Here is a 25,349-nt window from a genome sequence, read left to right on the forward strand (position 1 = left end):
TCAGACTTCGCGCGCTTCCTTGTTCTCCTTTCTCTCCTTGCCGTCGCGCAAATGCAGATACTGGGCTGCGCGCTGCGAAGCGACGATGATGAGCTTCATTGTTGCCCGCGTGGCGCCGACAAACAGTTTGCGTGCGATACGTTCGTCGAATGCATTGAAGTCGACTTCAGTGAGAATCACGCAGGGCGCCGCCTGCCCCTTGAAACGATAGATCGATTCGAACAGAACGTCGCCGTCGCGATATTCTGGATTGCCAAACAAATCGTATTTCCCGGTAAAACTGCGCAGCCGATGCGGGCCGAGATGATCCTGCGCGGTCATCGCCGAGCCTTCGCGTCCGCGAAACGACAGCACCGCGATGTCCTGTTTGCGAAAGCCAAGCGACAGCGCCTGGGTGATCGCGCGCTTGGTCGCTTCGATGCTGCCTTCGGCGGCGTTCGCTTCGTCGTAGACCGACAGCGAAATGTCGGAGCCGTCGAATGGACTACCCGACGCAAGCGCCGCCGCAACAGGCACCGCTGCGCCGACCACGTCGCGCACGTAGTCAAGAATGTCGCGCGGGCTGCGATAGTTGGTGGTCTCTTTCAGCGTGGTCCAGCCTGGCAGCGACACCGGTTCACGCATATAGAGATTCTGCAGCGGATCTTCGAGCCACCACCACGCGCCGCCCGGGCTTAGCAGGCGTTCGAGTGCGGCGACCCACGGCTCCTGAAAATCCTGGCCTTCGTCGACGATCAGCACGTCGAATTGCCAGCGCGCGTCGATCGGCGTTTCCGCAAACATCGCTTCGAGTTGATCGAACACCTGGCCTGACTCGAAATCGGGCTCGCGGCCCGCATCACGCGCAATCCAGTCGCACAGTTGATGATAGTTCGCGACCTTCGCCTCGGGCGGCGCCACGCGCGAGATATGGTCGGCCAACGGCCGGTTGAAGCACACATATAGCGGACGCTGGCCGCGCGCGACGGCGTCTTTCATTACCTGCACCGCCAGTTGCGTCTTGCCGGAGCCGGCCGTGCCGATCACGCGCAGGCGAAACGGCGAGAATTCGAGTCGCCGCGCCCACGTCGCAAGACCGCCCGCGAGCCGCGTGACGAGCGTGCCCGCCTGGCCGACGAGAGCACTTGCGTCCGGGGTGAGCGCGAGTTCATCGGCGAGAAAGTGGTGGATTTTCGACGCGCACGGCAGGCGCGGCTCGTCGGCCGGCAGCGCTTCGCGAATCACTGCGGCGAGCCGGTCGCGGCGCGTCGCATCGACGATCCGGGCGGGATTCACGCCTGCAATCGCGGCGTCCTTCACGATATGGTCGGGGCAATATAGCAATTCTTCGATGAAATAGGTGCCCGCGCCGAACGCGGCGGTAAAGCGCCGGTGCAACCCTTCGATGGTATGCGCGAGCGCGATCGCCACGTTGCGCTCGGTCTGCAGATAAACCTTGACGAGCCCCTTCGGTGTTTCGCGCAGAAAGCCCGTTTTCTGTTCGACGATCATTACGCGCCCGGCCGGACTGACGATCACAAAATCGGCCTCGCCGAAGACGGAAAAGTTCTGGTTGAGCCGCGTCCAGTGCACGCCGTGATAGACCGTGTAATCGTCGGGGAGCGCCTGCTCCAGCAATGCGAGCGTTTCCCGCTCGCGCGACGCCGCGCCGGTGGCGGCGAGGCTCTTCCAGTCGTCGGGGACAATGCGGGCCATGCGGTGCCTCGTCGTATTTCGGTGCGCTCATTGTACGCAACGCATCGAGCAGCCGGCGCTCCGGCGTTCCGTTGAGAGATGGCCGCATCGCCGCGCACGCATCCAAACGTATGCGCATCGTGTATCGTTACTGGTTGAACGCCGAGCGCGATGCACGGCTTGCCAACTGTCGACAAAAAAGGATTAACCGGATGATTACGATCTGGGGACGCACGAATTCAGTCAACGTGCAAAAAGTCTTGTGGTGCTGCGATGAACTGGTGCTGCCGTACGAGCGCATCGACGCGGGCATGCAATTCGGCCGCAACAACGAACCGGCCTACCTTTCAATGAACCCGACCGGCAAGATTCCCACGCTGGTCGACGACGACTTCGAACTGTGGGAATCGAATTCGATACTGCGTTACCTGGCGCTGCAGTACGGCGCGGGCAGTCCGCTGTATCCCGCCGAACCGCGGCTACGTGCAAGCATCGACCGCTGGCTGGACTGGTCGCTGTCCACGCTGCAACCGGCCGAGCGGCCGGTGTTCTGGGCGCTGGTGCGCACGCCGCCCGAACAGCGCGACGCGGCCAGACTCGCCGAAGACATCCGCAATGTCACCGCGCTGTGGCAAATGCTCGACACGCATCTGCAGGGACGCTTCTTCCTTGAAAGCGACAAGTTTACGCTGGCCGATATCGTGATCGGCGCGTACGCGAAACGCTGGTTCGGTCTGGACGGCGTGGAGCGTCCGCCGTTGCCCAACCTGGAGCGCTGGTATTCGCGCATTGCGACCCGCCCGGGCTTCAAGAAATACGTCGACTTCCCGCTCACGTGAACCAGGGCGGCCAGCGGTGCGCAATCCGTGGAGCCGGGTCGCCGTCGCCTGCTGTGAGCGTGTCCGGCGCGGCGACTGACGCCGACGCGGCAACAGGCGCTGGCCATGGTTGACCTTTATAATCGACGCATGAAGAACGCCAAGTCCGCCGCTACCGCCGCAAACCCAGCCAGTCCCGCGCGCACGGAGAAAGCCGCAGCTTCCGCGGATGCCGTTGCGCAAGCGCCGGGGCACACGCACGGCGACTCGCCCGAAGCCGCGCTGGCTCTCGCGGAAGAATATTGCCGTGAACGCGGCGAGAAGCTCACGCCGATTCGCCGCAAAGTGCTCGAATTGCTGCTGAACTCGGGACGCGCGACCAAGGCGTACTCGCTGCTCGACGACATGCGCCAGATTCATCCGGGATCTGCGCCGCCCACGGTTTATCGTGCGCTCGACTTTCTGCTGTCGGCGGGTCTCGTGCATCGGATCGAATCGATTAATGCATTTACGGTGTGCCACGATCTGACGCAATGCCAGCACGGCATTCTGGTGGTTTGTCAGCAGTGCGGCAACGTCACCGAACTGCATCAGCCGAAGCTGCGTCAGGCGCTCGTCGCGCAAATCGAAGATGCGGGTTACCGGATCGCAAGCGACGAAATCGAATTGAAGGGATTGTGCTCCGCATGTCAGGCGGCGGAGGCGGCCGCAGCGGCTGCGCCAAAGACGGGATCGACGGCGCCCGTTGCGGCTAAATAGCGGCAATGTGTTGCGCTTGCGGCGCAAAGCCTTTCACACTTCGCGCCGCGTTGTGACCTGCTCAGCGGACCTGCTCAGCGGGCCCCGCGTGCACCGATGGCGTCGTGCAGCAGAGTCACCAGTTCTTCCGGTAACGCCGGTTTGGTCATGAAGTGCTGGAAGCCTTCGCCGATACTTCGCAAACGGTAGGCGTCGTCGGTATGTCCCGTCAGCGCCACCGCTACCGAAGGCGCGTGATCGCCGCGAATCTCGTGATCACGCAGCCGCTGGATCAGATAGAAGCCGTCCATGGCGGGCAATTCGAGGTCGCATACCACCGCATCCGGCAGCAGCCGGACGGCCGCTTCGACGCCCTCTTCCGCATCCGCCACGGCAACGACGTTTGCCCCTTCCGCTTCCAGCAACAAGGTCAGCGATTCCCGGCTGTCCGGGTCGTCTTCTACGAGCACGATCGTGGCCTGATCGAGTCTCAATGCACCGTTCATTTTATGTTGTTGCTCTAAAAATCCGGTCAGGCCGTCAGGCTTGGCCAATGTGTCGCCCTGCTGGGAGGGTTGCTTGCCGCCGATTTGCGCGGCCGCGAAATTACTGTTCATGGTTCCGACTCGAATTCATGTGCCGAGTTGCAAAAAAGGCCCACGATTGTAGACATGGCCCCTGCAACGCGCGCACAGTAACGCGCCAAAATTGCACGCCAATGAAAAAACGGCTCCCGGCGTCCGGGGCCGACACCCGATTCGCCGCGACGGCATTGGCGATTGATTGCTTTATTGCCGCCGCGGCGTCTTTTCGTCATTCCTGCCGATTTCTTCTGCGACGCCCGCAGCCCCGTTGCCCGGCGTTCGCATTTACCCCACTGGTAGCACGTTATGTGCCGCGCATCGCAAGGCATGCAGCAAGTAGTTGCATGGTTAACCAATTTTCTTCGGACTAATGCCCTGCACGAGAAGCGCCACCGCGTGGCGGGCGATCTCGTCGCCGCCAATCAGGCGACGTTTGGGATCGCGGCGCCACAGCTTCGACGTCGCCAGCGGCAATAGCGTCAGCCCGAGCAGCGTGACGAACATCAGCGATGGCTCGAGCGCCGGATTCAATCGCCCTTCCTTCTGCCATCGCTCAATAGTGGCAAGCGACGTCTTCTGATTTGCGTCGCCGGAACGCTCCTGCATGCGCTGACGCAGCAGGCCGCTGTCGCTGATGACTTCGCGCACCCACAGCGACGGAAACCACGGCCGCTCGACCGCAGCCTGCACCATGCGTTGTGCGAGCTGCGTGATCGCCGCGACGGGATCGTCGGCATGCTCCTGGAACGGCACGCCGAGACTCGCGCGCAACGGGCCGAAGCGCTCTTCGATGAGCACGTCGAGCAGCTGCTCACGCGTCTTGAAGTAGTAATGCATCATGGCCGGCGTAAAGCCCGCCTCGCGGGCAATCTCGCCGAGCGTCGTATCGACGATGCCTTGCCGCGCGAAAAGCTCGAGCGCCGCGTCGAGCAGACGAGTGCGCTGCTCCGCTCCGCGCGAAGCGCCCGGCGGTCTGCCAGGCCGTCTTGAAGATGCGCCCTCTGACGCGGTTTTTGCCGGGGCGCCTGTCGCGGGATCTGCGCCAACCGCCGCCGTTTGCGCCGCACGCTTGCGCGGTTTCGCCGCAGAGCCGCTGCCACCGGAAGCCTTCGCGCCGCTCGTCTTCTTACCAACTGATGGAGTTCTTGCCATTGCACTCGTTTGACGGGCGATAGAATGTCGCATATATTAATCTTCGAGTTAATTAATTTCAAGGCGCTAATGCCATGCAACAGCCCACAAAACAAGCCGTGCTCGCCCGGCCGCAGCGATTGCTGAACGACGGCCCGCAGGCCGCTGTGACGCGACAGGAGCCGGCTTCGGACCATTCGGTTGAACGAGCAGCCGACCACCCGCCGATTCGCCTTCTGTTCCCCGCGCTGTTGCTGGTCATGCTGCTCGCCGCGCTTGATCAGACGATAGTGTCGACTGCCCTCCCGACGATCGTCGGCGAACTGGGTGGACTCAATAACCTGTCGTGGGTCGTCACAGCCTATCTGCTCAGCTCGACGATCGTCGTGCCGCTGTACGGCAAGTTCGGCGATCAGTTCGGCCGCAAGATCGTGCTCCAGACGGCGATCGTGCTCTTTCTCGTCGGTTCCGCGCTGTGCGGCATAGCGCAAGACATGACCCAGTTGATCGTGCTGCGGGCATTGCAAGGGCTCGGCGGCGGCGGTCTGCTCGTCGTGACAATGGCCGCAATCGCCGACGTCATTCCACCCGCGCAGCGTGGCCGCTATCAAGGCGTGTTCGGCGGCGTATTCGGTCTCGCGACGGTAGTCGGTCCGCTGCTCGGCGGCTTTCTTGTCGAGCACCTTACGTGGCGCTGGATTTTCTATATCAACCTGCCGCTCGGCATCGTCTCGCTGGCTGTGATCGGCGCGGTCTTCAAGCCGCGTCTCCATCACGTCAAGCACACCATCGACTATATGGGCGCTGCGTTTCTTGCAGGCGCACTCACTTGCATCATTCTGTTCACGAGCCAGGGCGGCACGATCTTGCCGTGGTCGTCGCCGCAATTGTGGATCACGCTCGGCATGGGGCTCGTCGCGATCTGGGGTTTCATCCACGAAGAACGCAGCGCAGCTGAACCGATCATGCCGCTCGAACTTTTCAGGCAGCGCACGTTTTTACTGAGCAGTCTGATCGGCTTCATCGTGGGCGTGTCGATGTTCGGCTCCGTCACGTTTTTGCCTCTCTATCTGCAAGTGGTCAAAGGCTCCACGCCGACGGAAGCCGGCATGCAGATGCTGCCGATGATGGGCGGCCTCTTCGTCATGTCGATGGTCACAGGTCGTCTGATCAGCAAAATTGGCCGTTATCGCATGTTCCCTATTGCGGGCACCTTGCTGGTCGCGATCGCCATGATGCTGCTCGCGCGCCTGCAGATCGACACGCCGATTCATGTGATGTATCTCGACATGGGCGTGCTCGGCTGCGGTCTCGGCATGGTGATGCAAGTGCTCATTCTCGCCGTGCAGAACACCGTCGAATTCAAGCATATGGGTGTGGCCACATCGGGCGCCACGTTGTTTCGCTCTATTGGCGGATCGATCGGCGTGGCTGCGTTCGGTGCCGTGTTCTCCAACGGCCTTGCCGCAAGGCTCGAAAAGCTTATCCCGCCGGACACGGAATTGCCGCACGCACTCGGACCCGCCGCGATCCGCCATTTGCCTGAAGCATTGCGCGCCGACTATTTACAGGCATTTGCCGGTGCGTTGCATACCGTGTATCTCTCCGCGGCGTGTGTCGTATTGCTCGCATTCGTGCTCGCGTGGCTGCTGAAGGACCATCCGTTGCGTAAGCATTGAACCATCGCACTTCGTCGGGCGCGTCATGGAAATATTGATTGCATGCGCTCGAAATTCGTCTGCGAAATGCGCGCCCTACCATAAAAAGAATCGCGCGCGTTCGTCCTCATGATGTGCACGATCATTCGTCCTACCTGGTAATGTGCGGTAGCGCACACAACATAGGGTCGATCGTCCATTGACGTCCGCTTCGAAACGCCACATATTGAAAACGACGGCGCGCAGGCCTCGCTTGCCCGCTCGGACTCTCTGGCGCATGTAGATCGTGGTTTCCGCGGACACTCATACCGCTTCAAGCGCGATCGGAAGCATGCCGTAACGGCATTGTTTTCCTCAGTTGGAGCCATAGCATGTCCACTCAGACCTTAGCCGGCGATCGCTTTCCGACGCCATGCAAACAATGTGGCGGAGCCCTCTACCGGCGAGTGGATCATTGCCCGTATTGCGGCTCGGTTCATCCGCTCGATGCCGACGCACGCGCACCTGTGCGCAGCGCGCTGCACGAGAGTCGAGCCAGCACGCTGAGCATGTCGATGTTGAACGACGGTTTCGGCGCGCCGGCGCTCAACGAGCCCGACTTCCCCGGCGGCGCATTGCATGCCGGCCTCAACCTCGCTCCGGCAGGCGCGCTTCAGGCGTCGTCATCGTCGCTGCTTTCGCCCGAGACGCCGCTGTTGCCCGTTGCCGATCCTGCCGAACTGCCGCATCGCGCGGGTCTGCATATGCGCCACGCGGTACTCGCGACCGCGACCATTGTCGCCGCGGGCCTGGCGTATGTCGGCTACGCGCTATTCAACGACAGCCGCGACCTGCATTCCGGCAACGGCGAGCAATCCGCAGAAACCGCCCGCGACGCCAGAACGACGACGGGGACCATCGCGCGATACTCGCCCGATCAGGCAGCCGACTCGCGCCTCGCGGCGATGCCCGGCAAATCTGCCGGCACAGAAGGCGTGCGAAACACCGTACAGGCAATACCGGCCACTGTACCGATCGCGGTGGTTTCAACGAAAACGGCCACACCGCAATTCCACGACGGCGCGCAAGCACTGCGGGCGGCCCGCACCGCATTGCGCGCCAACGATCTGAGCGCGGCGCAAGCGGCCCTGGTCGCAGCGCAATCGCTGCAACCCGAGAGCAGCGACGCGCAAAGTCTCGCCGCCGAAATGAAGCCGTTGACCGCGCGCCGCGACGCCGCGTTGCTGGCGGCGCAGATGTGCGCCGATCATCAAACATGGCCGTGCGCACGAGAGCATGCGAACGAGGCGCTGGCGCTGGACACCGGCAGCGACACGGCAAAGACGATCCTCGAGCGTGTGATTCGCGAAACCGGCTGGGCACCGCTCAGTACCCAGACAACGAGCAATGCCAGGCTGCCGCGGCAGCCGGCCGTCCAATAGTTCGGATACCGAATCTAATGGCTGGAAAATTGCCAACCCGACCCGATAGGTGCAGACCATGCTAAAGAGATTTCTGACGGGATGGCTGGGAGCGATGCTGCTGATCACGTCGTCGCTGCTGAGTGCCGAACCCGCGCACTACAAGATCGTCACGGGCCCCGAACGCGGCACCTACATTCAGATCGGTCAGGACCTGTCGAAATGGGTTGCGCAGCCGGCGGGCATCGACCTCGCCGTGGTCGCGTCGAAAGGGTCTGCCGAGAACGTACAGCGCATGCGCTTCGAGCCGGGCGTGAAACTCGCGCTGGTGCAGTCCGACGTGTATCAGGCGTACATCGACATGGCCAACTCGGGCAATCCCGACGCCGGTACCGCGATCCGCCCGCTGCGCCTCATCATGCCGCTCTACGACGAAGAGATCAACGTCGTGGTGCGCGCGGATTCGCCGCTCAAAAGTCTAGGCGACATCAGGGACAAGACCATCAGCGTCGGCCTGCTCGGCAGCGGGACCGCGCAATCGGCGACTACCCTGTATCGCCTTATGTTCGGTCAGCCTATTCCCGAACAGAACATCCAGCACCTGAGCAACGAAGATGCACTGGCCGCATTGATCGTCAAGAAAGTAGACGTTGCGATCATCGTGGTCGGTCAGCCGGCAAAACTGTTCAACGATATGAACCCGGAGCTGCTGCAGCAGATCCGTCTGCTGAAAGCCGAGCCCACGGCACCCGAAACCGTCCGTGCGAAGCAGACCTATTTTCCCGCCACGATCCGCGCGAGCAGCTATCCGAACTGGCTGAAAGAAGACGTGCCCACGCTGACGGTCAAGGCCTTCCTCGTCACCTATGACTACGGTCTGCGCGATACCGTCGGCAATCTGAATCATTTTGCCGACTCGCTATGCGCGAACTTCGACAATCTGCAGGAGCATGGGCATCCGAAATGGAAGCAGGTCAAGCTGGAATTGCCCAGCCTCGTGCGCGGTTGGAAATATTACCCGCCTGTAGAGAAGCATTTACGCGCCTGCCTTGCGAACCGCAGCGCAGGCATCAACGCGGCCGCGGCTCAGGTCTCCGAAAAACCGCGTAGCAATTGTACGAATCAGGAGCGCCTGCTTCTGCTGTGCAAGTAGTAATACATGCGAATGCGGAGCGCCAGTGCATCTGTGAGCGCTCCTGCCGCGATTACGCCCGCTTGCGCTCGCCGGATGCGGCAGCGCTCTCCATCGCGCGCTGCAAGGCCTCATACACTTTCGGCCGGTTGCATTGCGAGACGTTAAAGCGCAGGTAACCGGTCGCCGATTGCGAGACGCTGAATACATTGCCCGGCGCGAACACGACATCTGCGCCTAGCGCATGGCGCGCGATGTCGGCGGCGTCGAGCGAATCGGGCAAACGCGCCCACACGAACATGCCTGCACGCGGCTGCGTCCATACGTCGAGGCCCGCGTAGTTGAGGCGGCGCATGGTTTCGCCCATCGCGTCCGCGAGCTTCGCGCGCATCGACTCGAGATGACGCCGGTAAGTACCGTCCACCAGCAACCGATGCACGACGCTCGCCGTGAGTTGCCCATTGCCGAACGACGTGGCCAGTTTCAGGTCGATCAGCGGCTCGATCCATTCGGCGCGCGCGGCGATGTAGCCGCAACGCGCCGCCGCGGAAAGCGTCTTCGAAAAGCTGCCGATCGACACCACGCGCGTGAGCCCGTCGAAGGCGGCAAGCCGCGGCGCGGGTTCGTCTTCGAAGTCCGCGAAGATATCGTCCTCGACGACGATCAGTCCGTGTTCGCCGGCGAGCTTGAGCAGCCGATGCGCGACCGCCGGCGCGAGCGTCGCGCCGGTCGGGTTATGAATCGCTGAGTTAGTCACATAGAGCCGCGGACGATGCTCGACCAGCGCCCGCTCGAAGGCCGCGAGGTCCGGACCCGACGGCGTATAAGGCACGCCGACGATGCGCGCGCGATGCGCCCGCAACAGCGCCTGGAAGTTGAAATAGCACGGGTCGTCGATCAGAACCGTGTCCCCCGGTTCGAGCAGAAAACGGCACACCAGATCGAGCGCGTGCGTGCCGCCGTCGGTGAGAACGATCTGTTCGGGCGGCGCTTCCACGCCGTGCTGCGCGAGCCGCCAGGCAAGCTGCTGACGCAGCGCGGGCAGGCCATACGGGTTCGCATAGTCGGCGAGCGGCGACTGCGGATCGCGCGCTATGGCCCGCAACGCGCGACGCACGCCGTCCTCGGGCAGCCAGGAGGCCGGCATCCAGCCGCAACCCGGCTTGAGCACCTTGGAGCCGGGTTGTAACGACTGGCGAGTGAGCCATAGCGGATCGACCTCGCGATCGAGGCGCGGCCCGAGATCGGCGAGCGCGAGCGGCGGCGCATGGCCCGACACGAAAAATCCCGAGCCGCGCCGGGCCACGATCGCGCCTTCGGCAACGAGCCGGTCATACGCCTCCACCACCGTCGACTTCGACACACCGAGCGCCTCGGTCATGACGCGGATCGACGGCACGCGCGCGCCGGGCATCAGCGAGCGACTCGCAATGCGTTCGCGCAGATTGTCCATGACGATGCCTACGCGCGTTCCTTGCGGTTTCTCAAGTGCTCGCATCTGCCCACCTTGCTCCATCTGTACTGCTCCTTCGTCGGTACAGTTTGCACGAATTGTACTGATCCGTAGCTTAACCTTTTCGCGATGAAAGCGGATGCTATACGCTTCATTCCAATACGCATGGACCTTAGATGGACAAGACAACGAATGGCTGGCTGAGCGGGCTCATAGGCGTGCTGATTTTCAGCGGCTCGCTGCCGGCCACGCGCATCGCCGTGCAAGGGCTTGATCCGGTGTTCCTGACGGTGGCGCGCGCGACCATCGCGGGCACGCTCGGTCTGTTGCTGCTGCTCGTGTTCCGCGAGGCGCGTCCCGCGCGGCGCGATATGGTTCCGCTCGTAATCGTCGCGCTCGGCGTGGTGGTCGGTTTTCCGCTTCTGACCGCACTTGCGCTGCGCCACGTGAGTTCCGCGCACGCGATCGTGTTCGTCGGACTGCTGCCGCTTGCAACCGCGATCTTCGGCGTGCTGCGCGGCGGCGAACGTCCGCAAGCGGCCTTCTGGTTTTTCTCGGCGCTCGGCAGCGGCGCGGTGGTCGCGTTCGCGATGCGCCACGGTCTCGATGCGTCTCCGGTGGGCGACGCGTTGATGCTCGCCGCGATCGTCGTGTGCGGGCTGGGCTATGCGGAAGGCGCGCGGCTATCGCGGCATCTCGGCGGCTGGCAGGTTATTTCGTGGGCGCTGGTGCTGTCGCTTCCGCTGATGTTGCCGCTCGCATGGTGGACCCGCCCGGCTTCTTTCGAGGGCGTCAGCCACGCAGTGCTTTGGGGGCTCGCATATGTGTCGCTATTCAGCATGCTGATCGGCTTTGTATTCTGGTATCGCGGCCTCGCACTTGGCGGCATCGCAGGAGTCGGACAGTTGCAACTGCTGCAGCCGTTTTTCGGACTGGTGCTTGCAGGTCTGTTGCTGCACGAACAGGTGCCGCCTTCGATGATCGCGGTCACCGTGGCAGTGGTAGCGTGCGTGGCCGGCGCCCGGCACTTCTCCAAAGCGACGCCGGCGCGCCGCACGGCCTGACCTGGCGCCGAGTCCTCACGCAACGATTTTTGTCCGGCTTCAAATTTGCGCGCGCGGCGGGCATAGTCAAACGTATCCTCAGAAGAAGAGAAACGACAGGCCGGAACCGGCCGCACCAGGACCACGTATGACCACAGCCCGCCCCGCATCCGGCGCCCCGGACGCAACCGCTGCAAGCGCCGCAACCGCTGAGTCGACCGGCAGCGACCCGCTTATCCGCGACGCAATCGAAGCCGACCTGCCCGCCATTCAGGCCATTTACGCGCACCATGTGTTGACCGGCGTCGCGTCGTTCGAGGAAGTGCCGCCATCCGTGGACGATCTGCGCATGCGGCTCGCGTCGGTGCGCAGCCATGGACTGCCGTACATGGTCGCCGAGATTGGCGGAGAGGTCGCGGGCTACTGCTACGCGACGCCGTACCGCCCTCGCGCGGCGTACAGAAACACCATCGAAGATTCGATTTATGTGAGCGACGCCTATCGCGGACGAGGCCTCGGCCGCGTGCTGCTACAGGCGCTGATCGACCGATGCGAAACCGGGCCATGGCGCCAGATGGTCGCCGTGATCGCGGACGGCGGCAGTGGCGGATCACTGTCGCTGCATAAGCAGTTGGGTTTCGAGTTGGCCGGCACGTTGAGGGCAGTCGGTTTCAAACATAGCAGATGGCTCGACACCACGCTGATGCAGCGGACTTTGGGTGCGGGCGCTTCGACGCCGCCTGACTACGAAACCTGAAGCTGCAACCCGAGCGTCGTGCTGGTCCGCCTCCATACAGCGGGGGTAAAATTCGGGGCATGCCTAACACGCCGCCCGCCACGCCGCCCTCCACCTCGCCGCCGTCCTCGTCCGGCGCCTCGGACACGTCCGCAGGCGCCGCGCCGCGCAACGAGTACACCGTCGACGAACTCGCGCGCGTCAGCGACACAACGGTGCGAAACGTGCGGGCGTATCAGGACCGCGGTCTTCTCGCGCCACCGGAAAAGCGCGGCAGAGTGGGCGTGTATAACGACGCTCACGTGTCGCGTCTGAAGCTGATCAATCATCTGCTCTCTCGCGGCTACACGCTCGCGAACATCCAGGATCTGATCAAGGCCGTGGACGAAGGCCACGATCTTCGCTCCATTCTGGGCCTCGAAACCGCGATCGGCGGCCGCTGGTCGCGCGAACATCCAAAGAAGTATTCGTTGGTCGAACTGCTGCAAATGTTCGGCGACAAAGCGTCGCCGAGCGCGCTCGCGAAAGCGGTCGATCTCGGCCTGCTGGAACGCGAGGGCCTGTCGTTCGTGTCGGGCAGCCCCACTGCACTCGCTGCTGGCGCCACGCTCGCGAAAGAAGGTATTCCGCTGGGGGATTTGCTCGACGCCGTCGGCGTCGCACGGCCGCATTTCAGCGCGATCGCCCACGCACTGGTCGATCTGGTGGTTCGCCAACTGGACCGCTACGATCCGGACGCGCTGCCGCCGCCCGCCGACGTGCCGGCCCTCGTGGATGCGATCTGGCGCGTGCGGCCGCTCGCTATGGTGCTCGTCGAGAGCGAGATGAATCGAGCGCTTGAAGAGGCCTCTGGCGACTACCTCGGCGATCGCGTCGCGGCCATCATGGAAAAGAAACTGGCTCGCTCCGCCGGTCAACCGAAGCGGCCAAAGAAATAATCCGATGCGCCGGTCGGCGCTTCGTCAGCAATGGCCTGAGTCCCCGCCTTTCCAACCTAGAGTTTCGCGTCTAGACGTGCTCTTGCGTCGTCCGTCCTTCCGCCCTATCGTTACATCACTCAATGTAACAGTTATCAGCGTAATAGGGAGGCGATCCGGATGAACGCACGCATGCCACACGACGCCGCGGTCCACGGCGCGTTCGCGCCTGTCGAGACGGACATCGCCATTATCGGGACCGGCTTTGCGGGGCTGGGCATGGCGATTCGCTTGCGGCAATCCGGCTTCACCAACTTTATCGTTGCAGAAAAGGCCGAGTCGGTCGGCGGCACATGGCGCGACAACCATTACCCGGGCTGCGCATGCGACGTGCAATCGCATGTCTATTCATTTTCGTTCGCACCGAACCCGCGCTGGACCCGCATGTTCGCGCGTCAGCCGGAAATCCGCGCATATCTCGAGGAATGCACGCGACGCTTCGGCGTGGAGCGTTATCTGCGCTTTGGCCATGAACTCGTGAGCGCGGTCTACGACGACACGCACCACCGCTGGCAACTGCGTTTCGCCAACGGGCAACAGTGGTCCGCGCGCGTACTGATCCCTGCGATGGGCGGCCTGTCGCGCGCGGCGATACCCGACATTCCCGGCATTGAACGATTCAAGGGAAAGGCATTTCACTCGCAGCACTGGGATCACGCCTATCCGCTCGAAGGCAAGCGCGTCGCCGTGATCGGCACCGGCGCCAGCGCGATCCAGTTCGTGCCGCAAATCGCATCTCGCGTCGCGCATCTCGATGTGTTCCAGCGTACACCGCCGTGGATCATGCCGAAGGCCGACCGCGCGGTGCGACCGTTCGAGCAGTGGCTTTTCAGGCACGTGCCCTTCACGCAAAAGATCATGCGTTCGGCGCTCTACTGCATGCTCGAATCGCGCGCGCTCGGCTTCGCGATCCATCCCTCGCTAATGAAGACCGCGCAGAAAGTCGCCGAGCGGCATTTGCGTCGCCAGGTGCCCGACCCGAAATTGCGCGCGACGCTCACGCCGAATTACACAATGGGCTGCAAGCGCATTCTGATCTCGAACGACTACTTACCCGCTTTATCGCGGGCAAACGTAACGGTGACGACGAGCGCTATCGAGCGCATCGACGAAGACGCGGTCATCACGAGCGACGGCGTGCGTCATCCGGTCGACTGTCTGATCTTCGGCACCGGGTTCCAGGTCGCCGATCCGTTCGCGCGAGGTGTGGTGCGGGGACGCGACGGCGTGGACATCGTCGATACGTGGCGTGACGGCGCGCATGCCTATCTCGGCACGGCATTGCCTGGTTATCCCAACTTTTTCATGATCGTGGGTCCGAACACGGGACTCGGCCATAACTCGATGGTGTTCATGATCGAGTCGCAAGTCGAGTACATTTTGCGCGCACTGAAAACCATGCGCAGTGAGCGAGCCGAGGCGATCGAAGTTCGCCCGCAGGTGGAGCGTGCGTACAACGAAAAGATCCAGCACAAACTTGGCCGCGCAATCTGGTCGACGGGCGGCTGCAAGAGCTGGTATCTCGATCCGAGAACCGGCAGGAACACCACGCTGTGGCCGGGGTTTGCGTACAAATTCCGCCAGGCCACCAGCATCTTCAATATGGACGATTACTTCGCTTTCACGTCAGCGCCCGGGACAACGATCGCGCACACTGCCTCGCCGCACGACGTGCACGGTAGCGCGCAGGCTGCCGCGTCGGCTGACGTCACCTGAAACACACATAACGACAACGCACATTCAGAGAGGACGGGAGATAAAACCAATGAAGCATTTCAACGATAAGGTCGCTGCGATCACAGGCGCGGGTTCCGGCATGGGCCGCTCGCTCGCGATCCGGCTCGCGAGAGAAGGCTGCCACCTGGCCCTTGCCGATCGCAACGCGACGAGCCTCGAGGAGACCGCTCGACTTGCGCAAGCCGCCGCGCCACATATCGTCGGCGCGCCGCTGCTGATCACCACCGCTGTGTTCGATGTCTCCGACCGAGCCGCAATGTTCGCGTGGGCTGCGGAAACCGTCGAGCAGCATCGGCGCGTGAACCTCGTGTTCAACAACGCGGGCGTCGCTCTGTCCAGTACGATCGAAGGTATGGAATACGCGGATCTGGAGTGGATCGTCGGCATCAACTTCTGGGGCGTCGTGCATGGCACCAAGGCGTTTCTGCCACACTTGAAGGCGTCGGGCGAAGGCCATATCGTCAACACGTCGAGTGTATTCGGCCTTTTCGCTCAGCCTGGCATGAGCGGCTACAACGCGACGAAGTTCGCGGTCCGCGGCTTCACCGAGGCACTGCGCCAGGAACTCGATCTGATGAAATGCGGCGTGTCGGCTACCTGCGTGCATCCGGGCGGCATCCGTACAGGCATCGCGCAGTCGAGCCGCATTGCGCCGAACATGGTCGGCTTCATGCTGGAGAACGAGCAGCAAGGCAAGGACGATTTCGAAAAGTTCTTCATCACCACCGCCGACGAAGCTGCCCGTACGATTCTCGACGGCGTGCGCAGGAACAAGCGGCGCGTGCTGATCGGCCGCGATGCACGTGCCGCCGACTGGCTCGCGCGCACGTTGCCCGCCGCTTACCAGGCGCTTGTCGTGCTGCAAACGCGGCGCATGAAGCGCAGTGCGGAGAAACGCGCCCGGCGCGCGGCGCAACTTGCCGGCAGGCGCGCTTGATGGTGCGCGCCCGATGGTACGCAACTGACAGCACCATCCAGACGCTCATAGAATCACGAGGAGAAAGGCCATGATGCCCGTTCGCCGCGACTTACGCTTCAACCTCCCGCAGGACCGTGCATGCGACTGGCACGCGCAAGGCTCGCATGTGACACACTTCTTCAACGCGCTTTCGCTGCTCTTTCCCGCCGGCGAGCGCTTCTTCATGGACAGCGTGCGCAACTATCGCGATCAGATTGACGACCCGGTGCTGAAAAAGCAGGTACTCGGTTTCATCGGTCAGGAAGCGATGCATACGCGCGAGCACGTCGAATACAACGATCTGCTGGAGCAAGCCGGTTTGCCTGCAAATAAGCTCGACAAACGGCTGTGGGCGATTCTCAACTTCGGCCGCAAGGTGCTGCCGCATTCGTATCAATTGGCCGTCACCGTGTGCCTCGAACATTACACGGCGATGCTCGCGGGCTTGCTGCTCGAGGACGCGTCACGCATCGAAGGTTCGGTCGACGGTTACGCGCAAATGTGGACGTGGCACGCGCTCGAAGAAACCGAGCACAAAGCCGTTTCGTACGACGTGTGGAATACGGTACTCAAGCCTGGACTCGGGCGTTATCTGTTACGTACAGGCGTTATGCTCGCCACCACCATCACCTTCTGGCTGATCGTGTTCGACTTTCATGTCCGTCTGCTGATTGCAGACCGCAAACGCGGCGGTCATCTGCGCGGCATGTGGCGCGTCGTGAAATATCTGTACGGCCCGCGTCATGGCGTCTTTCCCCGTATAGCCGCTGAATGGCTGAGCTTTTTCAGGCCCGGCTTTCATCCGTGGGATCACGACAATCGCGCGCAACTCGCGCGGATCGACGGCCTGGTAGCGGCGGTCGACGCCTCCAACGCGGCCGCCCCGATTTCGCGTAGAGCGGCACGGCGCGGCGCGCAGGCGGCCGCGTGATACCCGACACGTTGCCGGTGGATGCCGGCGACGTGCGGCTTGCGGCCTACGTGAGCGGCCCGCGTGACGCGCCGCCGATCGTGCTGGTGCACGGCTATCCGGACTCGGCCGCCGTATGGGAAAGGGTGCGCGCTCAACTCGACTCACGCTACCGCGTCATAAGCTACGACGTGCGCGGCGCCGGCGCATCGGAAGCGCCAGCCGCACGCGACGGATACCGTATTGAACGACTCGCCGCCGATCTCTGCGCAGTCGTGAACGCCACCTGTGGCCAGCAGCCCTTCCATCTGGTCGGCCACGACTGGGGTTCGATTCAAAGCTGGGAAGCCGTAACCGACCCGCAGTTCAAAGGACGCATCAGGTCATTTACCTCTATCTCAGGCCCGTGCCTCGATTACGCTTCGGTCGCATTGCGCAGCACGCGTGACCCTCAAGAAAAACCTAGGATGGCGAAGCAATCGCCGCGCTTCAGCATTCGTCAATTGCTCAGATCCTGGTACATCTTCTTTTTTCATTTGCCATGGCTGCCTGAACTGGTCTGGCGCCTGGGCGGAGTGCGCATGTGGCCGCTGTGGCTACGAATCACGGAACGCATTGACGCGTCGCGTGACCCAACGCAGATGCGTAACGCGATCAACGGACTGAACCTTTATCGCGCGAATTTCATCGACAAGCTCCTGCATCCGCGCGCACGCCACGTGCACGTGCACGTGCCCGTTCAGTTCATCGTGCCGTTGCATGACCGCTATGTCGGGCCCGAATTGTCGGTGGGCCAGGAAGCCTGGCTGGGACCCTATGACCGCGTCGAACTCGACGCAGGTCATTGGGTGGTGCTGCGCGAGTCGCAACTAGTTGCGGCACACATAGAACGCTTCGTGGCGCGACATCTGGCAGAGCCGGGTGGCCCAGTCGCGCTCAACGCTCGCGCGGCAGGCGAGTGAATAGCGTCGGATAGTCAATGACAAGGCCGTCGTCGTCGACTTTCATATTCGCTGTGAAGTCGCGGAATATGCCTTCATAGCGGTACTCGCGATTCAATTCGATGCACGAATACGCCTGCTCGACACGCGTGACCTGCAAGTCCGGTGTGGAAATGTACGCGACCTGTATAGGTCGACGCTCACCTTGCGTGAGTTGCAGCCGGCGAATCGGCAACGTATTCGTGAACGGCGTGGCGGCAATGTCGATATCAATGCATCCTTCAATCGCGCTCAACAGAAGGCCGTGCCCATCGCGCCAGTTGCCCTCGCCGTCGCCGTGCAGTTCCAGTTCTCCGCCGCCCACGATCTTCAGCCATGCGTAACGCGTGCGCCATTGCGCATCGCAGCGCACTTTGTAGTGCAACCCGTAAGCCTTGCCGTAGCGCTGCCCGACCACGACGCTTTCCACTTCGAAGCCGTCGTCGCGTGCGTCGAACGACAGGTGTTCGATTCCCTCGGCCTCTTGCGATGCCCACCGTACTTCCCGCATCAGATCGCCTCCTATGATGAAACGCGCAGCAAGCGCGTCGCGCTTCATATCGTAGCGCGAACGCGAGGCGCTCGCCGATGTGCGTGCCTACCGCCACATCGTGCGGATGCTTTGCAAATAGCCACTATCAATGCGCGGGCATGCACACAGCCGCGCGAGTGCCCTATCCTCGCGTTTCGCAACTGTTCGCCGCCGGCGCGCGATTCGATTTCAGATGCGCGCCGCCGAACGCTCATCGACCGATACCATGCATGCCGCCGCGACCGAAGCGCATTCCGCCGCCTTGCGCACCCTGCTGCGCAGCTTTGGGCAGATCGTGCTCCAGGCAAACGCATTCACAGGGGCATGCCTCGTTGCCGGCTGGATGCTTTGCGACCCGCGCCTTGCCTGTGCTGCCTTGATCGGTGCAGTCGCGGCCAACGTGAGCGCGATGCTGGCCGCTCACTCCCACGACGACCTGCGCGCTGGCCTGTACGGCTTTAACGGCGCATTGGCGGGACTCGCCGCGTTCAGCTTCATCGCCGACAATGCGACGGCGGCCGCCGTCGCCATTCTCGCAGCCACGGGAACGGCATGGCTTCACGAACCGTGGTCACGATGGCTGCGCGCGCGCCAATTGAGCTACTTCTCCAGCCCGTGCCTGATCGTCACGTGGCTCTGGATGCCGATCGCAGCAAGCGGCCCCGAGCCGGCGCGTCTCGCAGCAACGCCTACGCTCGACCCGGCGCAGTTCGGCGGCGGCGTGCTCGCCGGTCTCGCGCAAACCGGCTTCGCCTCGGGCGCAATGGCCGGTGCATTCGTGTTGCTCGGGATCGCGGCGGCATCGGCACGGCATGCGCTGTACGCGTTGATGGGCGCGGCGCTCGCAAGCAGCCTGCATGTTCTGCTGGGCGCGGGGGCGAGCTCGTTCGACGCAGGCCTGCTAGGATTCAACGGCGCCCTTACCGCACTCGCGCTGACCGATTGCGGTGTCTTGTGGATGCTCGGCGGCGTGGCGATCTCAGTGGTTTTGCAAGCGGCGGCGACTCACGTCGGCTTCGCCGCGCTAAGCGCGTCTTTCGTCGCCGCAACGTGGAGCGTGCAATGGCTGAGGCAGCGTGCTGTTCGCTGAGACTCCGCCTGTCAGGCAAGATCGGGGAATACCAGACAACCTCAGGAGAGATGTATGTCTTTCATCCACACACCCGCAGGCCGCATTGAGCAATCCGGGCCGACTTCGCAAGCGGAGCAGCAAACTCGCGTCGACCTGGCCGCCGCGTATCGCCTCGTCGCGCTCAACGGTTGGGACGACCTGATCTACACGCACATCTCCGCGAGCGTTCCGGACGAGCCGGGCCACTTTCTGATCAATCCATTCGGTCTTGCATTCGACGAGGTGCGCGCGTCGAATCTCGTGAAAATTGACATCGACGGCAATATTGTCGGTGCCAGCGAACATGTGGTGAACGTGACCGGCTTCGCCATTCACGCCGCCGTGCATGCGGCGCGCGCAGACGCGTTCTGCGTCATGCATTTGCACAGTACGGCAGGCGTGGCCGTGTCGGCACAGCCTGCGGGTTTGCTGCCCGCGTCACAACACGCGCTGCGCTTTTATCGTCAGCTCGCTTATCACGACTATGACGGCCTCGCCTTTGCGCCGGCGGAGAGCCGGCGCCTCGTGGAGCATCTGGCGGACAAGCCGGCCATGCTGCTGCGCAATCACGGCCCGCTGACCGTGGGCCGCACCGTCGCCGAAGCGTATGTGCTGATGGCCACGTTGCTCAAGGCGTGCGAGATCCAGTTGCAGGCGCAAGCATGCGGCGCCCCGCTTGTCGTGCCTGACGACGCGGTCGCCACGCGCACAGCCGAGCAACTCTATGACGGCGGCGCAGTGGAAGGAACACTTGAATGGCCTGTGTTGCTGCGCAAGCTGGACCGCCTAGACCCGACTTATCGCGACTGACGGGCAACTGACGGGCGACTGCCGGACGATTAGTACCTGAATTACCCTGACCATACCGCGCAATGACTACCGCAATTGCTTATGCGGCGCGTGATATCAATTAGATTCTCAACGGAGCCGAACCATGCCCACGTTTCGTATCGAACTGTTCGAAGGCCGCTCGGTGGAACAGAAACGCCAATTCGTCGAAGCAATCACGAAAGCGACTTGCGAATCGCTCGGCGTAGAGCCGAATTCGGTCGACATCATTCTCACCGACGTGAAGCGCGAAAATTGGGCAACAGGAGGACGCTTGTGGTCCGACAGCGGAAGCTGAATTGAAACGCTGCGCGCGTGGTGCGCGCAGCGGTTTTATTGCTCAGCGACGCATGAATTAAATGCGCCGCTGTGGCGGCGTAACAACACGCCGCCGCTACCCTGGAGCCATTAGAAGCGGTGAATGATGCCCACGCCGCCTGCAACCTGGCTGCGCGACGAAGACGGCGCGCTGTTCTGACCGTCGCCGATATTGGCCGTCGCGTTGATGATGCTCACGCCGTTGTTGCCGATCGTCTGGCCGTTCGCACGCTGATACGCTTCCACCGCATACAGACCCGTACGCTTGGAGAGGCTGTAGTACTGCGACAGGTTGAACTGGTTATAGCTAGCTGCGCTCGAGATGCCATTCGATTGCGTCGCACGCGTGTAGCTGTAGCCGGCTGCCAGATCCAGTGCACCGATCGGCTTGAAGTGCACCACTGCGCCACCCGTGTTAAACGTCGCCTGATGACGGAAACCTGAGTTCACACCCGGAATGTATTGCACGTTCGAATACGAGAACGACACGTCCCATTGCGAGTTGAACGTGTAGCCGCCGGTGACTGCAACGCGCTGCTGAGCCTGCGCCGTGCGGTAACCGTTGGTGATGCCGGAAAGACCCGGGCCGGTCGTCGCGCCGTTGTTCGACGTAGTCGAGTCCGGGCCCCACAGACCGCCGCCAGGCGTCGAGTTGTTGATGCGCTGGAAGCCTGCTGCGATACCGAACGGACCGTTCAGGTACTGCACCGCGGCGCTCCACGTCGAGCCGGCGTTGAAGCTGCCCGGCACGCCGCCCAACGAGTACGAACCGCTTACCGTCAGACCATACATGTTCGGCGACGTGTACACGAGGGAGTTATTCGCGCGATAGATCGTATCCAGCGAATCGAGATCGCCCGGGTGCGCGCCGTAAGCGCCCGTCAGCCACGTAGTCGGGCTATACGGCGACAGCAGCGTGTAGTACGACGTGTACTGACGGCCGGCCGTCAGCGTACCGTACGTGGGATTCGTCACACCGATCCATGCCTGGCGGCTGAAGCCGAGGCCGTTCACGCTCTGTGCACCGGTTGCGCTGTTAAAGCCCTGCTCCAACTGGAAAATGGCCTTCGTGCCGCCGCCAAGATCCTCGCTACCCTTCAGGCCGAAGCGGCTACCCGCCCAGATGCCGTTGTTCATCTTGACAACCGAGCGGCCGCCCGAAGTCGAGCCGAGCGTCGTCGAGCTGCTTTGGTAGCCGATCCCCGTGTCGACGATACCGTACAACGTCACGCTGCTCTGAGCGTGTGCGCCAAGGGCGAACAGGCCAAGGGCGGAGGTTGCTAGTGCCTTTTTCATTTATGCTCCTCTTTAAAAAATTGTTCTTGACTACCGGTCATTGTCTGAACCGCGCAACCGGTGAATCGGGGATTTCAGGTCAGAAAACCGGGTGTCCGTTTATCACGCTCGGCAACCACGTGGAGAACATCGGCACGTAGGTCACAATATTGATGGCGCTGAAGATAGCGAGGTAATACGGCCAAGCCACCTTGGTAGTTTCCCCAATCGACACATTGCCGATCGCGCAACCAATGAACTGCACCGAGCCGATCGGCGGGTGAACGAGGCCCAATGCGCAGTTCAACAGGATCATGATGCCGAACTGCACGGGACCGACACCGCTATGCATCGCCATCGGCAGGAACAGCGGCGTAGTGATCAGAATGTGCGCCGCCATGTCCACGAATGTGCCGAGGAATACCTGAATGATGTTGATATAGAGCAGCATCAACCAGGGAATGCTCGTCGCGCCGTCCAGCATGTGCTCGATCGCATCGGGGATCTCCAGATATGCCATCTGGTAGCGCAGCATGTTCGATACGCCGATCAGCAGCAGAACGACGCCTGTGGTCTTCGCGGCCTTGGACAATGCGAAGGAGAGCTTCTTCAGCGTCATCGAGCGATACACGACGACCGTCAGCACCAGCGAATAAGCCACTGCAATAGCAGCGGCTTCCGTCGCTGTTGCAATGCCCTTCGCCACGCAGACCAGAATGATCGCGATCACCATCAGGCCGGGCAATGCGCCGAGGAAGGTCCGCGCGACCGCCATCCAGCCCGGGAAACGCTGCAGTGCGGTCGAGCCATCGGGACGGCGCGGGTAGCCGTAGCGTACGGCTTGCCAGTACGCGGCGATCAGCACGAAGCCCATCACCCACAACACGGGCAGCAGCCCCGAGAACAGCAGATCGCCGATCGACACGCCGCTCATCGGCACACCGTTCAGCGTGCCGGTAATGCCCTGTGCCGCAAATGCGTAGATGATCATGTTCGTCGACGTCGGCATCAGCGCGCCCGCGAGCGACGAATGCGTCGTGACGTTGACTGCATAAGCGGCGCTGTAACCCTCGCGCTTCATCAGCGGAATCACGACGCCGCCCATTGCCGACGTGTCTGCCGTGGGCGAACCCGAGACGCCGCCGAACAGCGTACATGCGACGACGTTCGCCATGCCGAGGCCGCCGCGGAAATGGCCGACCGTTGCCTGCGCGAAACGCAGAATGCGGTCGGCGATGCCCCCGTGCAACATCAGTTCGCCCGAGAAGATGAAGAACGGCACTGCAAGGAACGAAAACGCGTTCATCCCCGAGATCATCGACTGCATCGCGGTGGCGGCCGGCAGCCCTTCATACAGATACGTGAGCACACACGACAGCCCCAGCGCGAACGAAACAGGAACGCCGAGCACCAGAAAGACGATAAAGCTAATAGAGAGGAGTGCAAGTTCCATGATTGTTCTATTTGTGTTTCTTTGCGAAAAGCGTCAGAAGGTTCTCGAATGAGAACAACGCGATGCAGACGCTCGCAATGACCGGGATCACGTAGCGGAGCGCTTCGGGCAAACCGAGAATTGGAATCTTGTCGTGCAGCGTGGTCTCGGCCATTTGCAGCGAGCCGAAGAAGATCGCCACGGCGAGCGCGATGAGACACAGATGCTGGAACGTGTGCGCGGCGAGCTGACCTTTCTCCGGCAGACTCTTCACCAGCGAATCGAGCCCGATATGGCCGCCTTCGCGGACCTTCAGCGCTGCGCCGAACATCGCGATCACGATTACCAGCAACAGTGCGATGGGCTCGACGAAATCGGGAGCGTCGCTAAACACGTAGCGCATGACGACGCTGTAGATCACCAGCAGACTCAGCCCTGCGAGGCTGAGCGAGGCGATAACAGCGAGCGCGCGAAAGATAAAATCGTTTGGGCGTTTCATGAATCTCTTGACCCCATTCTTGCCTACGACGGACCGTTTTTACTCGTTAGTCGTGCTACTTTCCGTCACCCGTTGCGCAATCGCGCAGACAGCGGAAAGCCTCGCAGTACTTCTGCAAGGCTTTTCCGCTGTCGCGAAAGCGCGATGCGAGCGTTACTTGATTGCCTGGATCTCGTCCACGAGCTGCTTCATTTGCGGCGTCTTCTCGTACTTCGCCCAAACCGGCTGCATCACCTTGACGAAAGCCGCGCGGTCGATCTGCGACGACGCAACGATCTGCGCGCCGCCCTTCGTCACCGTCTTGCTTGCGTCGCTTTCACGCGCGGTCCACAGCTTCTGGTAGTAAGGCACCGAGTCGGCCGCGGCCTTCTTGATGATTTCCTGCTCCTGCGGCGACAACGTGTCCCACACCTTCTTCGAGAAGACGAGAACTTCCGGCGTCATGGAATGCTGGGTTTCCGAATAGACCGGCGCGACTTCGAAGTGCTTCGTCTCTTCGTAAGAAGGCAGGTTGTTTTCCGCTGCGTCGACGAGGCCGGTCTTCAGACCCGTATAGACTTCGGCAAACGGCATCGGCGTCGGCGTACCACCCATTGCCCTGATTTCGTCGACCATCAGATCGGACGGCTGCACGCGCACTTTCAAACCCTTCATGTCGGCCGGCGTGCGGATCGGCTTTTTCGTGTAGATGGAACGGGCACCGCTTTCATAGAAAGTCAGCGCGATCATGCCCTTTGCCTTGAAGGCGTCCAGGATCTTCTGGCCTTCCGGGCCGTACATCACCTTGCGGAAATGGTCGATGTCGCGGAACAGGAACGGCAGCGACGGAATCATCGATTCCGGCACGATTTCGTTGAATGCCGCACCGTTTGCACGCGCCATGTCGAGTGCGCCGATGCGCACCTGATCGATTGTGTCGTTCTCCGAACCAAGTGCGCTGTTGCCGAACACCTTCACGGAATCCTTGCCGCCGGTTGCCGTCTTGATCTGCTCACCCATGTACTTCACGGCCATATTGGTCGGGTAAGTGTCGCCGTGCACGTCCGACACGCGGAACACGCGCGCTTGCGCCGACATGGCGCCAAAGGCCAGCACCGATGCGGCGACAATCAACGAAACACGGGAAGAGGCGAACTTCTTGTTCATCATGACATTCCTTGAAAAATAGACACCCAATCGATGCGAAGGGCTGCTGACGGCTGGCCAAACGCGAACGGCCGGCTGCAAACGGACGGTCCCGGATGTGACATGGTTTGGCTGGGTCTCCCGGTGCGGCGCTCGCCGGTCTCCTAAGGTGGCAGATGCTTTGCCGTGCTGTTTGCGCAACGTCCCCGGCACAATGATCAGCACTCCTGTCGGACAACTCGACTTCTTGTACTTCTGCTGCGTCGGCGCACTTTCACGCGAGCGATTGCGCGCGCCAAA

23 protein-coding genes and 1 pseudogene are annotated in these 25,349 nt (G+C 62.1%); 15 read left to right on the top strand and 9 right to left on the bottom strand.

Annotated features, from left to right (window positions below; translation table 11 throughout):
- On the bottom strand, positions 1-1,695 hold the full coding sequence (locus tag SB753_RS25530) for an ATP-binding domain-containing protein (protein ID WP_087754478.1): 1,695 nt from the start codon (positions 1,693-1,695) through the stop codon (positions 1-3).
- A 191-nt stretch (positions 1,696-1,886) separates the two neighbouring features.
- Here SB753_RS25530 and SB753_RS25535 point away from each other — a divergent pair, with 191 nt between their 5' ends.
- Together SB753_RS25535 and SB753_RS25540 are read left to right on the top strand one after the other, a co-directional pair.
- The gene (locus tag SB753_RS25535) at positions 1,887-2,513 is read left to right on the top strand and encodes a glutathione S-transferase family protein (RefSeq protein ID WP_087754479.1); all 627 of its coding nucleotides are present in this window, start codon (positions 1,887-1,889) and stop codon (positions 2,511-2,513) included.
- 129 nt (positions 2,514-2,642) lie between these two features.
- The gene (locus SB753_RS25540) at positions 2,643-3,251 is read left to right on the top strand and encodes a Fur family transcriptional regulator (protein ID WP_087754537.1); all 609 of its coding nucleotides are present in this window, start codon (positions 2,643-2,645) and stop codon (positions 3,249-3,251) included.
- 74 nt (positions 3,252-3,325) lie between these two features.
- Here SB753_RS25540 and SB753_RS25545 read toward each other — a convergent pair whose 3' ends face one another.
- Both SB753_RS25545 and SB753_RS25550 read right to left on the bottom strand, forming a co-directional pair.
- Positions 3,326-3,847: a response regulator gene (locus SB753_RS25545; protein WP_020070360.1), complete on the bottom strand. Its 522-nt coding sequence runs from the start codon at positions 3,845-3,847 to the stop codon at positions 3,326-3,328.
- Between the two features lie 315 nt (positions 3,848-4,162).
- The gene (locus tag SB753_RS25550) at positions 4,163-4,966 is read right to left on the bottom strand and encodes a TetR/AcrR family transcriptional regulator (RefSeq protein WP_410802471.1); all 804 of its coding nucleotides are present in this window, start codon (positions 4,964-4,966) and stop codon (positions 4,163-4,165) included.
- Positions 4,967-5,040: 74 nt separating this feature from the next.
- Here SB753_RS25550 and SB753_RS25555 point away from each other — a divergent pair, with 74 nt between their 5' ends.
- The 3 genes from SB753_RS25555 (at position 5,041) to SB753_RS25565 (ending at position 9,156) form a co-directional block, all read left to right on the top strand.
- Complete coding sequence (locus tag SB753_RS25555) at positions 5,041-6,624, top strand: MDR family MFS transporter (protein WP_410802473.1); 1,584 nt, start codon at positions 5,041-5,043, stop codon at positions 6,622-6,624.
- Between the two features lie 350 nt (positions 6,625-6,974).
- Positions 6,975-8,024: a hypothetical protein gene (locus SB753_RS25560; RefSeq protein ID WP_410802475.1), complete on the top strand. Its 1,050-nt coding sequence runs from the start codon at positions 6,975-6,977 to the stop codon at positions 8,022-8,024.
- Between the two features lie 58 nt (positions 8,025-8,082).
- A complete protein-coding gene (locus tag SB753_RS25565) occupies positions 8,083-9,156 on the top strand; it encodes a TAXI family TRAP transporter solute-binding subunit (protein WP_020070356.1) in 1,074 nt (357 codons plus the stop codon).
- A gap of 52 nt (positions 9,157-9,208) precedes the next feature.
- Here SB753_RS25565 and SB753_RS25570 read toward each other — a convergent pair whose 3' ends face one another.
- Positions 9,209-10,651 carry a PLP-dependent aminotransferase family protein gene (locus SB753_RS25570; protein WP_179214279.1) on the bottom strand — a complete coding sequence of 481 codons (1,443 nt, stop codon included), beginning with the start codon at positions 10,649-10,651 and terminating at the stop codon, positions 9,209-9,211.
- Positions 10,652-10,764: 113 nt separating this feature from the next.
- On the opposite strand from SB753_RS25570, the gene SB753_RS25575 reads away from it, so the two are divergent.
- From SB753_RS25575 to SB753_RS25605, 7 genes are all read left to right on the top strand, one after another.
- On the top strand, positions 10,765-11,652 hold the full coding sequence (locus SB753_RS25575; protein ID WP_410802477.1) for a DMT family transporter: 888 nt from the start codon (positions 10,765-10,767) through the stop codon (positions 11,650-11,652).
- Between the two features lie 127 nt (positions 11,653-11,779).
- Positions 11,780-12,388, top strand: a complete 609-nt coding sequence (locus tag SB753_RS25580) for a GNAT family N-acetyltransferase (protein ID WP_410802479.1) — start codon at positions 11,780-11,782, stop codon at positions 12,386-12,388.
- A gap of 59 nt (positions 12,389-12,447) precedes the next feature.
- Positions 12,448-13,305: a MerR family transcriptional regulator gene (locus tag SB753_RS25585; RefSeq protein ID WP_410802481.1), complete on the top strand. Its 858-nt coding sequence runs from the start codon at positions 12,448-12,450 to the stop codon at positions 13,303-13,305.
- 159 nt (positions 13,306-13,464) lie between these two features.
- Positions 13,465-15,060: a flavin-containing monooxygenase gene (locus tag SB753_RS25590; protein ID WP_410802483.1), complete on the top strand. Its 1,596-nt coding sequence runs from the start codon at positions 13,465-13,467 to the stop codon at positions 15,058-15,060.
- Between the two features lie 49 nt (positions 15,061-15,109).
- Positions 15,110-16,018 (top strand): SDR family NAD(P)-dependent oxidoreductase, encoded by a 909-nt coding sequence (locus SB753_RS25595; protein ID WP_204523450.1) that lies wholly within the window; start codon positions 15,110-15,112, stop codon positions 16,016-16,018.
- A 70-nt stretch (positions 16,019-16,088) separates the two neighbouring features.
- Entirely contained in the window at positions 16,089-16,970 is an 882-nt protein-coding gene (locus tag SB753_RS25600) for a metal-dependent hydrolase (RefSeq protein ID WP_410802485.1), read from the top strand.
- On the top strand, positions 16,967-17,911 hold the full coding sequence (locus SB753_RS25605) for an alpha/beta fold hydrolase (protein ID WP_410802487.1): 945 nt from the start codon (positions 16,967-16,969) through the stop codon (positions 17,909-17,911). Before SB753_RS25600 ends, SB753_RS25605 begins: the two co-directional genes overlap by 4 nt.
- Here SB753_RS25605 and SB753_RS25610 read toward each other — a convergent pair.
- The gene (locus tag SB753_RS25610; protein ID WP_027804992.1) at positions 17,886-18,440 is read right to left on the bottom strand and encodes a putative glycolipid-binding domain-containing protein; all 555 of its coding nucleotides are present in this window, start codon (positions 18,438-18,440) and stop codon (positions 17,886-17,888) included. The two genes, SB753_RS25605 and SB753_RS25610, sit on opposite strands and share 26 nt — an antisense overlap.
- A 214-nt stretch (positions 18,441-18,654) precedes the next feature.
- Here SB753_RS25610 and SB753_RS25615 point away from each other — a divergent pair, with 214 nt between their 5' ends.
- The 3 genes and pseudogenes from SB753_RS25615 to SB753_RS25625 all read left to right on the top strand — a co-directional run.
- Entirely contained in the window at positions 18,655-19,551 is an 897-nt protein-coding gene (locus SB753_RS25615) for an urea transporter (protein WP_410802489.1), read from the top strand.
- A 54-nt stretch (positions 19,552-19,605) separates the two neighbouring features.
- Positions 19,606-20,382 (top strand): class II aldolase/adducin family protein, encoded by a 777-nt coding sequence (locus SB753_RS25620; RefSeq protein ID WP_410802491.1) that lies wholly within the window; start codon positions 19,606-19,608, stop codon positions 20,380-20,382.
- A 115-nt stretch (positions 20,383-20,497) separates the two neighbouring features.
- Positions 20,498-20,698, top strand: a pseudogene (locus SB753_RS25625) (4-oxalocrotonate tautomerase); the annotation flags it as partial.
- Between the two features lie 110 nt (positions 20,699-20,808).
- Here the strand turns inward: SB753_RS25625 and SB753_RS25630 are convergent.
- The 4 genes from SB753_RS25630 to SB753_RS25645 form a co-directional block, all read right to left on the bottom strand.
- Positions 20,809-22,014 carry a porin gene (locus tag SB753_RS25630; protein ID WP_020070343.1) on the bottom strand — a complete coding sequence of 402 codons (1,206 nt, stop codon included), beginning with the start codon at positions 22,012-22,014 and terminating at the stop codon, positions 20,809-20,811.
- A 79-nt stretch (positions 22,015-22,093) separates the two neighbouring features.
- Positions 22,094-23,446: a TRAP transporter large permease gene (locus tag SB753_RS25635; RefSeq protein WP_020070342.1), complete on the bottom strand. Its 1,353-nt coding sequence runs from the start codon at positions 23,444-23,446 to the stop codon at positions 22,094-22,096.
- A gap of 7 nt (positions 23,447-23,453) precedes the next feature.
- Positions 23,454-23,924 (bottom strand): TRAP transporter small permease, encoded by a 471-nt coding sequence (locus tag SB753_RS25640; protein WP_020070341.1) that lies wholly within the window; start codon positions 23,922-23,924, stop codon positions 23,454-23,456.
- A 153-nt stretch (positions 23,925-24,077) separates the two neighbouring features.
- On the bottom strand, positions 24,078-25,070 hold the full coding sequence (locus SB753_RS25645; protein ID WP_131317591.1) for a TRAP transporter substrate-binding protein: 993 nt from the start codon (positions 25,068-25,070) through the stop codon (positions 24,078-24,080).
- Between the last annotated feature and the right edge of the window lie 279 nt (positions 25,071-25,349).

This window comes from Paraburkholderia sp. SIMBA_053 (genome assembly GCF_046534895.1).
Taxonomy (GTDB): Bacteria; Pseudomonadota; Gammaproteobacteria; order Burkholderiales; family Burkholderiaceae; genus Paraburkholderia; species Paraburkholderia caledonica.

What these genes read in the sequence shown, in the direction of transcription:
- SB753_RS25535 (WP_087754479.1), top strand. Translation starts at nt 1,887, where the DNA reads ATGATTACGATCTGGGGACGCACGAATTCAGTCAACGTGCAAAAAGTC.
- SB753_RS25560 (WP_410802475.1), top strand. Translation starts at nt 6,975, where the DNA reads ATGTCCACTCAGACCTTAGCCGGCGATCGCTTTCCGACGCCATGCAAA.
- SB753_RS25610 (WP_027804992.1), bottom strand. Translation starts at nt 18,440, where the DNA reads ATGCGGGAAGTACGGTGGGCATCGCAAGAGGCCGAGGGAATCGAACAC.
- SB753_RS25635 (WP_020070342.1), bottom strand. Translation starts at nt 23,446, where the DNA reads ATGGAACTTGCACTCCTCTCTATTAGCTTTATCGTCTTTCTGGTGCTC.
- SB753_RS25545 (WP_020070360.1), bottom strand. Translation starts at nt 3,847, where the DNA reads ATGAACAGTAATTTCGCGGCCGCGCAAATCGGCGGCAAGCAACCCTCC.
- SB753_RS25615 (WP_410802489.1), top strand. Translation starts at nt 18,655, where the DNA reads ATGCGCGCCGCCGAACGCTCATCGACCGATACCATGCATGCCGCCGCG.
- SB753_RS25540 (WP_087754537.1), top strand. Translation starts at nt 2,643, where the DNA reads ATGAAGAACGCCAAGTCCGCCGCTACCGCCGCAAACCCAGCCAGTCCC.
- SB753_RS25580 (WP_410802479.1), top strand. Translation starts at nt 11,780, where the DNA reads ATGACCACAGCCCGCCCCGCATCCGGCGCCCCGGACGCAACCGCTGCA.
- SB753_RS25595 (WP_204523450.1), top strand. Translation starts at nt 15,110, where the DNA reads ATGAAGCATTTCAACGATAAGGTCGCTGCGATCACAGGCGCGGGTTCC.
- SB753_RS25590 (WP_410802483.1), top strand. Translation starts at nt 13,465, where the DNA reads ATGAACGCACGCATGCCACACGACGCCGCGGTCCACGGCGCGTTCGCG.
- SB753_RS25555 (WP_410802473.1), top strand. Translation starts at nt 5,041, where the DNA reads ATGCAACAGCCCACAAAACAAGCCGTGCTCGCCCGGCCGCAGCGATTG.
- SB753_RS25565 (WP_020070356.1), top strand. Translation starts at nt 8,083, where the DNA reads ATGCTAAAGAGATTTCTGACGGGATGGCTGGGAGCGATGCTGCTGATC.
- SB753_RS25600 (WP_410802485.1), top strand. Translation starts at nt 16,089, where the DNA reads ATGATGCCCGTTCGCCGCGACTTACGCTTCAACCTCCCGCAGGACCGT.
- SB753_RS25570 (WP_179214279.1), bottom strand. Translation starts at nt 10,651, where the DNA reads ATGGAGCAAGGTGGGCAGATGCGAGCACTTGAGAAACCGCAAGGAACG.
- SB753_RS25630 (WP_020070343.1), bottom strand. Translation starts at nt 22,014, where the DNA reads ATGAAAAAGGCACTAGCAACCTCCGCCCTTGGCCTGTTCGCCCTTGGC.
- SB753_RS25550 (WP_410802471.1), bottom strand. Translation starts at nt 4,966, where the DNA reads ATGGCAAGAACTCCATCAGTTGGTAAGAAGACGAGCGGCGCGAAGGCT.
- SB753_RS25530 (WP_087754478.1), bottom strand. Translation starts at nt 1,695, where the DNA reads ATGGCCCGCATTGTCCCCGACGACTGGAAGAGCCTCGCCGCCACCGGC.
- SB753_RS25645 (WP_131317591.1), bottom strand. Translation starts at nt 25,070, where the DNA reads ATGAACAAGAAGTTCGCCTCTTCCCGTGTTTCGTTGATTGTCGCCGCA.
- SB753_RS25585 (WP_410802481.1), top strand. Translation starts at nt 12,448, where the DNA reads ATGCCTAACACGCCGCCCGCCACGCCGCCCTCCACCTCGCCGCCGTCC.
- SB753_RS25640 (WP_020070341.1), bottom strand. Translation starts at nt 23,924, where the DNA reads ATGAAACGCCCAAACGATTTTATCTTTCGCGCGCTCGCTGTTATCGCC.
- SB753_RS25575 (WP_410802477.1), top strand. Translation starts at nt 10,765, where the DNA reads ATGGACAAGACAACGAATGGCTGGCTGAGCGGGCTCATAGGCGTGCTG.
- SB753_RS25620 (WP_410802491.1), top strand. Translation starts at nt 19,606, where the DNA reads ATGTCTTTCATCCACACACCCGCAGGCCGCATTGAGCAATCCGGGCCG.